The organism is Gemmatimonas sp. (assembly GCF_041689975.1).
Classification (GTDB): Bacteria; Gemmatimonadota; Gemmatimonadetes; order Gemmatimonadales; family Gemmatimonadaceae; genus Gemmatimonas.
Window position 1 is genome coordinate 1 of the sequence record NZ_JBDNFF010000295.1, and the last position, 11846, is coordinate 11846.

Genomic DNA, 11846 nt, shown 5'->3' on the forward strand with positions numbered 1-11846 from the left:
ACGGTTACTGCTACCGGTCGAGAGGGGATTCTTTCCCGGTAAAAGATGAGCGCCACCCTCCTGGGGTGGCGCTCTCGCGTTGTACGGTCCTTCGATCGCGGACCGTATCAATCTGATACGGTCCGGTGGCCTCGGTGTGTGGTTCTGTGTGCGGTCAGGTGATCGTGAGCCGGGCGGGCCGTGTCCCTCCGCGCACCACAATGTGGCCGTCTGCGGCGAGTGCGCCGACGGCCGCCCTGATGTTCGTCGGGTGGTAGTCGAGTGCGTTGCACAGCTTGGCGTGGGTGTCTGCGCCGTCACCTATCGCGGCGAGTACTGCGGCGGCGAGTGGCGCACCTACACGGGGCCCGGACCGTGACGTGCGACGGGCCGTCATCGTTCGTCCTCCGGGATTGCAAGGTAGCGGCGGACCACTTCAGCGGACATTGGACGGCCGATGTACTCAAGCTGTTCCGGGGTGAGCCACCCGCCGGTGGCGTACGGGCTGTGTGGCGTCTTGAGCTGCTCAGGGGTGAGCCGCACGACGGTGTGTGAGCTGACCGGTGCCGTCTTGGTGCGCCGGGCGGTCATGCTGCGATCCGCTTCCAGGGTGAGTAGTCGCCGGCGGCTGACGTGGCCACGGCCTTGTCGAAGCTGGCGAGGTCCGTGGCGATCGTCTCGTTGATGCCTGCTGCTTGCGTTTCGCAGCGGGAGAAGATGAGCCCGGTCATCGACTGGTACGTCCCTGAGGGGAGGGTGACGGTGACACCGGTGCGTCGCCCGATTCGGGTAGTGGTCGCAGCGTACGTCATCACAGGTCGCCTAGCGCGAACTGCTGGAGCTCGCCGGTGCGGTAGATGGCACCGTTGGCGAGCATGTTGGCGGACTCGATGCCGTATGCGTCGATGGTCGCGTTGTCGTCGATCCAGTAGCGGCGGTTCGTTGGGTCGCCGCCGGCGACTTTGGCGGCGGCGAGCGCGTGTGCTTCGGTGCGGTAGATGCCGACCGGGTAGGCGGTGCCGGCGCCGGTGTCGATCGCGAAGGCGGAGTACGTGTTCGTGGTTGCGGTGGTGTTCATGGTGGGCCTCCTTGGGCTCCGGGTGAGCGGGGATTCGCTCACATCTACAACTGTGCGCGCCACAGTGTGGCGCGCAATCATCCGACGCACATTTCTCGCAAACCCTGACCGTGTGGCCAGGGTTTTCGCATCTCGGCACTTCGGCCACCGGCGCGCACAGTCCACACCATGGCCACCGACCACCTCATCAACAGTCACATCGACCGCTGGGCACAAACATGGGCAGGCACACCCATCGCCACCGAACACCACCGCTGGTACGCCACCGGTGACGTCACCAAAATCCAGGCACTGACAGCCGCCATCATCTACCTGTACCCGCCAGAGCTCACCAAAGCCGGCCGGCGCCGCAACCGGACCCGCAGCGACCAAGAGATCGACCTGATGGTCCGACTACGCCTCGCCGGAATCTCCATACCTGACATCTGCCAAATCTGTGACGTGTCACGAGGCGGGTTCTCCGACATGTACGCCAAAGCAATGGCAACCACCCACAAAGAGATGGGTGCGAAACTCGAAGTGATCCTCACCGAATCCATTGAACGGCACCAGGCCGCATACGCACACTCCATCGACCACATCGCACAAGCCGAAACCCAAAAACAGCTGCTCCTTGACATTGACGAACTCGCCGACGTTGAACGACTCGACCGGACCATCACCCGCTACGACACCAGTGCCCGCACAGCGCTCGAACAGATCGCAAAACTGACTGGTATCAACGCCGTCAGCAAAGTCGAGCTGTCCGGTGAGGTGATCACCGGGGTCCGCTGGATTGACGAAGTAGCGACACCGTGACCACCCTCATCGTTCGCACAAAGCTCCTCCCATACCAAGTCGAACCGGCCGACGACTGGCAAATCTGGTGGTACGTCGGCGGACGCGGCATCGGCAAGTCATGGCGCGGCTCCAGCTGGATCGTCAAACAAGCAATCCGCTACCCGGACACTGAATGGGCAGCGATCGGCAAAACGTGGGGCGAAACGAAACGGATCGCCGTCAATGGTCGGTCCGGCGTCAAACGGTTCGTGCTCGACAACGGCCTCGAACCGCTACTGCTCGGCGGTAAGTGGTCCAAAACGTCATTTACCGGTAGCCCAGGCGACATGAAACTCACGTTCGCAAACGGGTCAATCATCCACTTCGCGTCCGCTGACAACGCCGACTCGCTACGTGGCCTCAACCTGCACGGCGCATGGTGCGACGAGGTCTGCTTCTGGCCGAGCGAGTCATGGAAAGTCCTCCAGTTCGCAGTCCGTGAGACGCTCCCAGATGGCAGCCCACCACGCACGATCGCGACCTCCACACCCGACGGTGAAAACTGGGTGTGGGAAACGTACGTCCGTGACGGTGCCGTCAAAGGTGTCGCCTGGATCGGTGGCGGAACCGGACCGCCCGACACGCCACCATCTACCTACGACAACCCGCACCTCGACAAACAGTTCGTCGAAATGATCACCCGCGAATACGAAGGCACCGAATGGGGAGACCAAGAACTGCGTGGCCTGTTCGTCACCCGTCGCGGCGCAATCTTCAAGGGGATCAACGTCGCCCAGCACACACGTGCCGGGGCGTGCGGTCGCCGTGACATTGACAACCCGACCGAATGGGATACCCACCCATCACGCCCCGGCTTCGTGTGGCCGACACCGGGCACCGGTCGCACGATCGGCGGACAAGACCTTGGCACCGTCCACCCGTCAGCGTTCCTCATCGGCGCCTGGGTCAAAGATGTGCTGTGCATCACTGGTGAGGTCGTCACCCCGGCCGCGACCGAAACCGAATGGCACGGCGAGATCCGGAGCCTGCTCGCCCAATGGGAACCGACGACGATTCATTCCGAGTCGGCATCACCGATGACCACGAACGCACAACGCACAGAACGTGGCATGCCCATCCAGCTGACACGCAAATCGGCTGTGTCCGTCGAAAGCTCTATTCGCAGCATCCAACAGCTTCTTCGAGACGGTCTTCTCGTCATCGACCATGCAGCGTGCCCTGTCCTGTGGAAGCAGCTCCGCAACTACAAATGGAAGACCGACGCACAAGGCAACCCGGTCAAACCGGAGCAGCCTGTCAAATCTGACGACGACGCGGTCGATGCGTTGCGGTATCTGGTGCTCGGGGAGACGTCCGGCAACGGGCCTGTCGAATCATCAGATGACAGCCCGCTTGACTGGTGAGCGGGCACGTGGCGACAGAGACCACGACCCGCACGGTCAGAGCATGGACCCACACGTGCGCAATCATCTCGAACGGGCGTCAGCCGACCGTCAGGCACGCCTAGAGCGGATGCAGCGCGGCTGGGTCGCATACCACGAAGATCTCCCCGCCCCGCTCAAAAAGACTGTTGCCCGTGACGGCACCGTCACCGACGACGACGTCGAAGTGACATTGGCGGCCGTCGTCGTTGATGCGGCCGCCCACTTCCTTGCCGGCACCCCACCCGAACTGCAGGTCAGCAACGACAACGCCGAAGGCACCGCCCAAACCTAACTTGACGCAATACTCGACGACAACCGCTTCCCGACGAAAATTCTCAACTTGGCGATCTCCGGTTCGATCACCGGGCAACCCGTCGTGAAGCTCCGCATGACCGCAGCCGGCCCCCGGTTCGTACTCATCGACCCGTCGAACCTCGAAATGGTCTGCGACGACGAAGACATCGACAACATCCTCCGCTACGTCATCGAGTACGAAACCGTTGACCGGACACGTGGCATCCCAGTCATCCGCCGCCAAACGATCGAACCGGACGGGGATGTCTGGACGATTGTCGATGAGCAGCAAGCGCTCGGTGTGCGCGGCGGCGGGTTCGAGTTCATCTCCAGCGAAGTGTGGCCGTACACGTGGGCGCCGATCGTCACATGTCAGAACCTGCCAATCCCACACGAAATCTGGGGTCGCCCCGACCTGTCCGACGCAGTCATCAACCTTTCGCAGTCCGCCCGTTTCACCATGAGCAACTTGCAACGCATCGTCCGTTTGCATGCTCACCCGAAGCTGGTACTGACCGGTGCCCGCGTCGATGAGATGAAAGCTGGTGCCGGCGCCGTCATTGGTCTCCCAGCCGACGCGACCTTGACCGCACTCGAAACGACCGCTGACCTTCCCGCATCGTCAGAGCTGTACAACTCGATCATTGATGCTGCACTCCGCCAGGCCGCCACACCAGCAATCGCAACCGGTGACATGTCCGACGTCGGCCAACTGTCCGGTCTCGCCCTGCGCATCTTGTACGGCCCGCTGCTCAACAAGACCGCCGCGAAACACACGACATACGGCGACTTCCTCACAGAGCTCGCACGTCGCCTCCTTGAAATGTCTGGGATCGCCGGCGCGACCATTAACGTCATCTGGCCGTCACCGCTACCGACCGACGAGGCCGCAGACGCAGCCGCCGCATCCGCATGGCAGGCCGCTGGTGTGTCCGTCGAAACGACACTCACGAAAGCCGGCTACGACGCCGCTGAGGAAGCATCCCGCCGCGACGATGAGACCGCGAACGCCGGCACCATGTTCGACGGTTTCGCACTCGGCGAAGCTCTCGCTGATACCACCGGGGTCTGAGCGTGGCTGTCGCCGACGAAGGTGACGCGATCACCCGGGCAATCCGCCGCCACCGTGCCCGCCTGAACAAGTCAGGGCGTCGCACCACCTCCGACCTTCTCGCCGCATACGGTGACGCCTACCGCAGCCTGCTCGCTGACGCCACCGCGCTCGGTTCGAAAATTGACGCAGCCAGGACCGCCGGTGTCGTCGTCGATGCTGTCTGGCTACAAAAGGAACGCCGCTACATTTCGCTGCTCGCTGACATCGAAACCGAAGTCGGACGGTTCGCTGGTGACGCCTACAAGACCACGTTGCGTACCGTGGCGGACGCGGTCACAGCGGCCGGCGATGACACCGCTCACGTGATCGCCCGACTCCGACGCCTCGGTTCGACGCCTGCCGCCGCCAATGTTGTGTCCGCGATATTGCCGACTGACACCATTGAGACATTGGCGGCAACCACAACCCGCCAAGCACCTGTCGGCAAACTGTTCCGCACGATCGCAAAAGATGCCGCCGAAGAAGCACGCACAATGCTGCTGGCCGAAACCGCGAAAGGGACATCCGGCAAAACGATCGCCCGGAAGCTCGCCTCAACGTTGCAGATCCCTTTGACGAGAGCAACAACGATTGTACGCACCGAACAGATGCGGGCGTACCGGCTCACCGCACACGCCCGGTACGAGTCCGCTGGGGTCACCGAATGGGTGTGGCTTGCCGGTACGTCTGGGCGGACGTGCCCGGCATGTTGGGGCAAGCACGGCAAAAGGTTCCCGATCCGCATCCCGATGGGGTCACATCCGAACTGTCGTTGCACCTCTGTCCCGTTCGTCGATGGGGTCACAGACATCACGGACGGAGAAACGTTGTTTGGTGCGCTCCCGGCCGCCGAGAAGCTTGCTGTGCTCGGCCCGGCAAAGATGCGCGCCTACAACGCCGGCACTATCAGCCTCGCAGATCTTGCGGTCGATCACGTTCATGCCGAATGGGGTCAGTCTGTGCGACAAGCGTCGCTGCGTGAGCTGTTGGGTACGGCCGCTGAGCAGTTCTACCGGCCGTGACCAGACCCGGGCATCCGGTGGTAGTGACACGACCGTAGGTGTGACAGGGGAGGGGTCATCCATCTACCACCCGCCTCAAGGAGCCAGCTATGACCAAGAAGAAGACACAGAGCGCAACGGTGACCGAGACGGTGACACCTGATGTCGTTGAGACACCTGTTGTCGAGACCACACAGGTCGTCGAAACCGCAGTAATCGAAACACCCGAAGCGGACGAGATCGAAGAGTCCGACGACGGTGTGAGCGAAGCCGAACAGCTGCGACTCGACCGCAACGCTGCAAGCGCACGACGTCGCGAACGTCGCCGCGCCACCCAGTAACGACCACAGAAATCACGACACGAAGCCCCCGCCACACGCGGGGGCTTTCGTCGTTCTCAGGCACCTTGCAGACGCATTACGGCCGCGCACCGTATAAACCACGCCCACATTCCGTGGGTGGGTCCTCAGGGGACAACGCGACGGCGAAACGGAGAACACAATGACCACAGAAATCACCGACACAGGTACCGAAGGCACAGAGCCAGCTGGCACCGAAATCACACCGCCCGCATGGACGGCCCCAGCAACACAAGCAGACCTCGACCGCATCATCAATGAGCGTCTGACACGTGAGCGCGCAAAGTTCGCGGACTACGACACTGTCAAAGCCCGCGCCACCAAGCTCGACGAGATCGAAGCAGCGAACCTGTCCGACCTCGACAAAGCAAACGCAGCCCGCGACGCCGCCGAAACCCGTGCCACAGAACGTGAAGCGACCGCGAACCGCAAGCTCATCAAAGCTGCTGTCACCACCGCTGTCGCCGGCAAAACCGCTGACGGTGTGACCGCTGACGACATCATCGGCTACCTCGGAGAGCTCACCGTCACAGACGACGGTGACATCGACGGACTCACCGAAACAATCGAAGCACTCCTCGAAGCGAAAGCTTTCCTGAAGTCCGCAGCACCCGCTGCACCGACCGCACCAGTCACCACGACCGGCGCAACGAACCCGGCACGCAACAGCAACGCCGGTCAGATCACAGACATCTCCGGGATGTCACCACCTGAGATCGCCCAGGCACTCGCCGAAGGCCGCCTCGACAGTCTGCTCGGCTGACCCCAAGAGCACCCCGCAACACCCCTGATATCCCACCACACCTACCCACAGAAAGACACATCATTATGGCTACCACCACCGCCCGACCACTTATCTGGGCCGCAGGCATCCTGTCCGGCCTCGAGAAGGCTCACAACTTCGGCTCGCCGCTCGTTGTGAACCGCGACTACGAAGGCACCATCACCACCGAAGGTTCGTCCGTCCGGGTCAACCGCATCGGCGCTATCACGATCGGTAACTACACCGGCATCGACATCGACCTCGAAGACCTCGACACGACCGCTATCACGTTGCTCATCGACCAGGCCAAGTACTTCAACTTCGGCATCGACGACGTCGAAGCTGGCGCACTCGGTGGTGCCATCAGCCGTGAGCTCATGACGAAGGCTTCCCGTGGAGCTGCGTACGGTCTCCGTGACGTCGCTGACATCACCATCGCAACCGCAATGGTTGCTGGCGCTGACGGCGGCATCAACGACCTTGGCGCAGTCACTGTCGATGCGCCCGGCGAGCTGTACAGCTTGCTGGTCGACGCGAAGGTCCGTCTCGACCAGAACTCTGTTCCGTCGCTCGGCCGTTTCGCGGTCATCCCGGCGGTCGCAGCGGGCTACCTGCTCGAAGACAACCGTTTCGTGCTCGACGGTGTGAGCACCGCCGCACGTGACACCGGTGACATCTTCCGCGCAGCTGGCTTCACGCTGGTCCCGTCGAACAACGTCCCGACCGCCGCTGGCGTGTCGCAGGTCGTGTTCGGCACCAACGACGCCACCTCCTTCGCGGAGCAGATCGTCAGCGTCAAGGAGTACGCACCCGAGAAGCGTTTCTCGAGCGCGGTCAAGGGCCTGCACGTCTATGGCGTGAAGGTCATCGCACCTGAATACCTCGGTCTGGCATCGGTCACGTTCGCCTGACCTACCCCTGCACCAAGGTGAAGCCCCTCGCTTAGGCGGGGGGCTTTGCCGTTCACCGGGCACGTGGCGACACGACACGCTGCGCGCACGGTACAAGCATGGCCAGAGCATCCGCAAGTCCCACGATCGCATACGTCCGCACCCTGGTCGCTGACCTGACTACGGACCGTTGGACGGACGACGACATCCAAACCGTCCTTGACCGTGTCGCCGAACAAGCGGTGCAGGTGCGACTGGAAGGCATTGTCACCCGGACCGCCACCATTGACGTTGCCCTCACCTGGGTCGCTGACGCCGGCTGGTGGGAAACGCCCACGTTCCAAGACGACCAGGATTACACGCCGGTCACCCCAACCGTGTCGAACGACGACACCGGCCGTTGGACTGTTGCTACAGAACCGGCTGGCAACCTTGTTGCCACAGGTCGTTGGCATGACCCGCACGCCGCAGCAGCCGACCTCATCGACACGTACGCGACCGGGCTCGAAACAGCCGGCGCACTGTCGTTCAAAGTGGATGAGTTCACCGTCGATCGCACCTCTCAAGTGTCCGCGCTTCGTGCGCTTGCCCGGTCGTACCGGTCGCGGGCCCGCCTGCAAACATCTGTAGCGGCCGGGCTCCCAGCGGTCACGTTCGGCACCCTTGTCCGTGACGACATCGTGAGCCCGTGGTGAGCATGTTCCCGTCCGCCACAGAGCTTGCCGAGATGCGTATTGTGGCTGTTGCCCATCTCGTACATGGCACGACCGTCAAGATCCTCGCCGCGACCGTCGGGGCCTCCGACACGTACGGTCGGGCGTCACGCACCTGGGCTAACCCTGCCGCAGTGACCGCCACCCCAGGCCGTGTCGCTCATGTCTCACATCGTGAGCAGATCGCCGGCATCTGGACGACAGTGCGCACCGTTGAAGCACGCCTCCCTATCGGCACCGTGGTCTCTCATGACGACCGCATCTTGGACGTTGCCACCGGCCGCACCTTCGATGTGGGTGCGATCTCCGAACAGCATTCACATCTCGGGCCGCTGTATTTGCGTTGCGACCTGAGCGTCACAGACGGGGTCACGTTGTGAGCACCGCCGACATCGAAATCACCGTCGATGCTAAAACGATTGCCGGGATACTTTCATCGCCGGACGCACGCCAAGCACTCGACGAGCTGGGTGTCGCCATCTTGGCTCGCGCAATCCCGTACACCGGGCAAGACTCTGGCATTCTGCGCGCCTCGATGCGCACCGAAGTTCGTGACACTGACACCGGTATCGAACTGATTGGTGGCTCCAACGTCGAGTACGCCATCGATCATTGGGCGCCTGGCAAACCGGGCGGCCGTCGTGCCGGCTGGGCAGGTACCCGCCCCTGGACGCGTGCGCTCGCCGATCTCGGCATCACCCATGACGAACCGAAAGGATACCCGGTCTGATGTTGCCTGCTGACCCTCTCGCACTTGCTGTTGAAGCTGTCACCCTTGCCCGTACCGCTGGCGGGCTCAGCACCCCGGTCACTATCCAAGCCGACCCTGTTATCGGTTGGCCGCAGCTTGTCGTCACAAACGTTCGTGCTACCGCCGCCTCCGGGCCTGGCGGTGTCACCCCAGGGATACGACAACTGACCTTTGGTGTTGCCTGCTACGCGAAAGGTGGCGACCAAGCTGACCATGCGACCGTGTGGGCGGCACTGTCTGCTATCTGTGACTGGTGTGTGAGCTTGCACACGGTGCGCCCCGCCGGGCCGTCCGGTGTCCGCTACCTGGCCGCAACGTCACCATCTGTGACGACCGGTGGCGTCGATGCTGGCACCGGTGCCGCGCTCGGTGTGCTCTCGGTGACACTCACCATCATCATCTGATCGGGCACGTGGCAACAGCCGCCGGCCCCCGCACGGTCAACAACACAAGGCGGCCGCCGGCCACCAGTGACCCACAAGGACCCGACACCCATGTCTGCATCTGACAACATCCTGATCGGCCCGGCGCGTCTGTTCGTCGCACCTGCCGGCACCATCTTTCCTGACACCGAAGCCGAAGTCGCGTCGCTGAAAGCCGGCACTTTGCTCGGCTGGACGACCGCTGAGGTTGGCCACACAACTCGTGGCTCTGCGCTGTCGGTGTCGCCGACACAGGTCGCTGTTGGCTCGCAACAGTCGGCACTGCCCCTCATGCATTACAACCGTGGTTTCGATGTGAAGCTGACAACCGCTGCACTCGAAGTGACACTGACAAACCTGCGTCGCGCGATGCACGGAGCGGGCATGGCATCAGTGACTGCTGGTGTTCAAGGCCAGTCAGTTGCCTACGCGATCTGCATGGTCGGACCATGGCATGCCGCTGACGCATCCGAGGCGCTCCTCACGATCCAGCGTGCCGTGTTCTCCGGTTCCTCAGAGCTGACATCTGACGCTGAGAACGCCGCCGAGGTCGCTATCGAGCTGACCGTTCTACAGGCCGCTACCGGTGCCGCATGGGAACTCATCCCGGTCGATGACCTGGTCTGAGCGGACGCCTGATGCGTTCGTTCTCTGACAGCCCGCCGATCGCGGACGGGTCACAGGTCTGGGTCGATTTCGCGATTGGTTGGGAGCACACCGTCACCGATGACGGTGTGCTCACCTACGCCCGCGATGACGACGGCGGCTTCGTGCCACGCACCTATCGGGTGCCGGTCGCAGCATCCGCCCGCGACTACATGAAAGCCAACGCCAGGCTCCTCACGACGTTACGCACCCATGAGCTTGACTGGGACCAGATCGCGACCGCACACAACGGTGACGAACTCGCCGCCGAACTGCTGCTCACGTTCGCATGTTCCGTCGTTGGTGACGAACGAATCATGACCATCGCATCCGACCCGACCGTCGAGCCGGGCGAGTTCGACCGTTTCGCGTTGTGGCTCGGTGAGCAATGGTCCTTCGACCGGTTCCTTGCCACACTTGGCCTTGTCACCTTGGACGACGAAGGGCAGGCTGTCACAGTCACAGAGGACGGCACCCCGGGGGAAGGCTGAGCCCGCGTCACAGCGGGCTGCTCACCCTTTACACGTTGCAGGTCTGGTGTCGGCATTGGGGACGCCATGAGCGTGACCTGGTCGCTGACATGCGCCGCGACTATCAGCTGTCACCTGCCGCTGTTGGTGCGCTCCCCATGTGGGAACTGACAGCGCTCGTGTCTGGGCTGTCCGCAGAGTCCGCTACGGCCCGCCGGATCGCTTCACGGCACACGGCGCCCGCAGGTCGCCCGCGCACGGTCCCCACTATGACTGTCCCGCCTCGCACCTTCACTCGCAGCCGTGACGAAGCTGAGGCAACACTCACCCGTTTGCGTGCGATGGGTGGCCGCTGATGGGCGCGTTCGGCGAGCTGTCCGCTATCCGTGCGGTGTTGCGTATCGGTGTTGATGGCAAGCAGCTGTCTCGTGACTTGACGAAAGCGGTGAATGCCGCTGAGCGACCGGCAACCGCAGCGGCGAAGAAGGCCGGCACGAAAGCCGGTAAGGCGCACGGCACCGAAGCTGGCCGTGAGGCCGGCAAAGCTCTCGACAAGACGTGGAAACAGCAGTCCCACAAGGCGTCGGGAGAGTTCAAGAAGATCGGTCAGCAAGCCGGCGGCGGGTTCTCGCAAGGTTTCGGTGGCGGGATAGGCAACCTTGTCACGAACCTTGGTGGGCCCGCACTGCTCGGGTTCCTGGGCAAGCTTGGCATGCAAGCCGAAACGACCAGCATGTCGTTGAACGCAATGTTCGGCCCGGATCAGGTCGCCCAGCTCGAGACGTGGGCGGCAACGTCCAAGTCGACACTCCTCGCCACGAAAACCGAAGCCCTCAAGTTCGCTACTGAGGTCGCCCCGATGCTGAAAGGCGCCGGGTTCGACGGTTCAGAACTCACCGGCATCACACAAGACATGGTGGAGAAAGCCGCTGACCTTGCCGCGATCCGTGGCCGCACGACGAGCGAGGCGATCACGGCGATCAACGCGATGATGCGTGGAGAGTTCGACCCGGCCGAATCGTTCGGTGTGAAGGTCACCGCTGCCAAAGTCGAGATGAAAGCAATCCAGGAAGGCCTCGTTGAGACAACGGTCTCTTCGGCGCAGCTGACGAAAGCACAACTTGACCTCGCCGACGCTGAAGCAGCTGTCGCTACAGCACGCCAAGCCGGGTCACCTGCGGAGG

At 62.8% G+C, this 11846-nt stretch carries 19 protein-coding genes; 15 read left to right on the forward strand and 4 right to left on the reverse strand.

What is annotated here, in order from left to right:
- Nucleotides 1-154: 154 nt before the first annotated feature.
- Genes ACESNG_RS17805 through ACESNG_RS17820 form a run of 4 tightly spaced genes read right to left on the reverse strand, consistent with a single transcriptional unit; the run spans nt 155 to nt 1057 of the window.
- Nucleotides 155-376 carry a hypothetical protein gene (locus ACESNG_RS17805; protein WP_373070107.1) on the reverse strand — a complete coding sequence of 74 codons (222 nt, stop codon included), beginning with the start codon at nt 374-376 and terminating at the stop codon, nt 155-157.
- Entirely contained in the window at nt 373-570 is a 198-nt protein-coding gene (locus tag ACESNG_RS17810) for a hypothetical protein (RefSeq protein ID WP_373070109.1), read from the reverse strand. The genes ACESNG_RS17805 and ACESNG_RS17810 overlap by 4 nt, the downstream gene beginning before the upstream one ends.
- Nucleotides 567-791, reverse strand: coding sequence for a hypothetical protein (locus tag ACESNG_RS17815; protein WP_373070111.1), 225 nt, complete (start codon nt 789-791; stop codon nt 567-569). The genes ACESNG_RS17810 and ACESNG_RS17815 overlap by 4 nt, the downstream gene beginning before the upstream one ends.
- The gene (locus tag ACESNG_RS17820; RefSeq protein WP_373070113.1) at nt 791-1057 is read right to left on the reverse strand and encodes a hypothetical protein; all 267 of its coding nucleotides are present in this window, start codon (nt 1055-1057) and stop codon (nt 791-793) included. The genes ACESNG_RS17815 and ACESNG_RS17820 overlap by 1 nt, the downstream gene beginning before the upstream one ends.
- A gap of 168 nt (nt 1058-1225) precedes the next feature.
- On the opposite strand from ACESNG_RS17820, the gene ACESNG_RS17825 reads away from it, so the two are divergent.
- From ACESNG_RS17825 to ACESNG_RS17895, 15 genes are all read left to right on the forward strand, one after another.
- Nucleotides 1226-1855, forward strand: a complete 630-nt coding sequence (locus ACESNG_RS17825; RefSeq protein WP_373070115.1) for a hypothetical protein — start codon at nt 1226-1228, stop codon at nt 1853-1855.
- Nucleotides 1852-3240 (forward strand): terminase large subunit domain-containing protein, encoded by a 1389-nt coding sequence (locus ACESNG_RS17830; protein WP_373070117.1) that lies wholly within the window; start codon nt 1852-1854, stop codon nt 3238-3240. Before ACESNG_RS17825 ends, ACESNG_RS17830 begins: the two co-directional genes overlap by 4 nt.
- A gap of 43 nt (nt 3241-3283) precedes the next feature.
- Nucleotides 3284-3553 carry a hypothetical protein gene (locus ACESNG_RS17835; RefSeq protein ID WP_373070119.1) on the forward strand — a complete coding sequence of 90 codons (270 nt, stop codon included), beginning with the start codon at nt 3284-3286 and terminating at the stop codon, nt 3551-3553.
- Between the two features lie 9 nt (nt 3554-3562).
- Nucleotides 3563-4627: a phage portal protein gene (locus ACESNG_RS17840; RefSeq protein WP_373070143.1), complete on the forward strand. Its 1065-nt coding sequence runs from the start codon at nt 3563-3565 to the stop codon at nt 4625-4627.
- A 2-nt stretch (nt 4628-4629) separates the two neighbouring features.
- The gene (locus ACESNG_RS17845; protein ID WP_373070121.1) at nt 4630-5670 is read left to right on the forward strand and encodes a phage minor head protein; all 1041 of its coding nucleotides are present in this window, start codon (nt 4630-4632) and stop codon (nt 5668-5670) included.
- 89 nt (nt 5671-5759) lie between these two features.
- A complete protein-coding gene (locus ACESNG_RS17850; RefSeq protein ID WP_373070123.1) occupies nt 5760-5990 on the forward strand; it encodes a hypothetical protein in 231 nt (76 codons plus the stop codon).
- 160 nt (nt 5991-6150) lie between these two features.
- On the forward strand, nt 6151-6771 hold the full coding sequence (locus ACESNG_RS17855) for a hypothetical protein (RefSeq protein WP_373070125.1): 621 nt from the start codon (nt 6151-6153) through the stop codon (nt 6769-6771).
- 65 nt (nt 6772-6836) lie between these two features.
- Nucleotides 6837-7682 (forward strand): P22 coat protein - protein 5 domain protein, encoded by an 846-nt coding sequence (locus ACESNG_RS17860; RefSeq protein ID WP_373070127.1) that lies wholly within the window; start codon nt 6837-6839, stop codon nt 7680-7682.
- A gap of 98 nt (nt 7683-7780) precedes the next feature.
- The gene (locus ACESNG_RS17865; protein WP_373070129.1) at nt 7781-8356 is read left to right on the forward strand and encodes a hypothetical protein; all 576 of its coding nucleotides are present in this window, start codon (nt 7781-7783) and stop codon (nt 8354-8356) included.
- Nucleotides 8353-8754: a hypothetical protein gene (locus ACESNG_RS17870; protein WP_373070131.1), complete on the forward strand. Its 402-nt coding sequence runs from the start codon at nt 8353-8355 to the stop codon at nt 8752-8754. The genes ACESNG_RS17865 and ACESNG_RS17870 overlap by 4 nt, the downstream gene beginning before the upstream one ends.
- Entirely contained in the window at nt 8751-9104 is a 354-nt protein-coding gene (locus ACESNG_RS17875) for a hypothetical protein (RefSeq protein WP_373070133.1), read from the forward strand. Before ACESNG_RS17870 ends, ACESNG_RS17875 begins: the two co-directional genes overlap by 4 nt.
- A 278-nt stretch (nt 9105-9382) precedes the next feature.
- Nucleotides 9383-9529, forward strand: coding sequence for a hypothetical protein (locus ACESNG_RS17880; protein WP_373070135.1), 147 nt, complete (start codon nt 9383-9385; stop codon nt 9527-9529).
- A 90-nt stretch (nt 9530-9619) separates the two neighbouring features.
- Nucleotides 9620-10174: a hypothetical protein gene (locus ACESNG_RS17885; protein ID WP_373070137.1), complete on the forward strand. Its 555-nt coding sequence runs from the start codon at nt 9620-9622 to the stop codon at nt 10172-10174.
- A 107-nt stretch (nt 10175-10281) separates the two neighbouring features.
- Nucleotides 10282-10683, forward strand: coding sequence for a hypothetical protein (locus ACESNG_RS17890; protein ID WP_373070139.1), 402 nt, complete (start codon nt 10282-10284; stop codon nt 10681-10683).
- Between the two features lie 334 nt (nt 10684-11017).
- A partial coding sequence (locus ACESNG_RS17895; RefSeq protein ID WP_373070141.1) for a hypothetical protein occupies nt 11018-11846 on the forward strand: 829 nt, incomplete at its 3' end.

Coding starts and splice junctions, on each gene's coding strand:
- ACESNG_RS17805 (WP_373070107.1), bottom strand. CDS start 376: ATGACGGCCCGTCGCACGTCACGGTCCGGGCCCCGTGTAGGTGCGCCA.
- ACESNG_RS17810 (WP_373070109.1), bottom strand. CDS start 570: ATGACCGCCCGGCGCACCAAGACGGCACCGGTCAGCTCACACACCGTC.
- ACESNG_RS17815 (WP_373070111.1), bottom strand. CDS start 791: ATGACGTACGCTGCGACCACTACCCGAATCGGGCGACGCACCGGTGTC.
- ACESNG_RS17820 (WP_373070113.1), bottom strand. CDS start 1,057: ATGAACACCACCGCAACCACGAACACGTACTCCGCCTTCGCGATCGAC.
- ACESNG_RS17825 (WP_373070115.1), top strand. CDS start 1,226: ATGGCCACCGACCACCTCATCAACAGTCACATCGACCGCTGGGCACAA.
- ACESNG_RS17835 (WP_373070119.1), top strand. CDS start 3,284: ATGGACCCACACGTGCGCAATCATCTCGAACGGGCGTCAGCCGACCGT.
- ACESNG_RS17850 (WP_373070123.1), top strand. CDS start 5,760: ATGACCAAGAAGAAGACACAGAGCGCAACGGTGACCGAGACGGTGACA.
- ACESNG_RS17855 (WP_373070125.1), top strand. CDS start 6,151: ATGACCACAGAAATCACCGACACAGGTACCGAAGGCACAGAGCCAGCT.
- ACESNG_RS17860 (WP_373070127.1), top strand. CDS start 6,837: ATGGCTACCACCACCGCCCGACCACTTATCTGGGCCGCAGGCATCCTG.
- ACESNG_RS17865 (WP_373070129.1), top strand. CDS start 7,781: ATGGCCAGAGCATCCGCAAGTCCCACGATCGCATACGTCCGCACCCTG.
- ACESNG_RS17885 (WP_373070137.1), top strand. CDS start 9,620: ATGTCTGCATCTGACAACATCCTGATCGGCCCGGCGCGTCTGTTCGTC.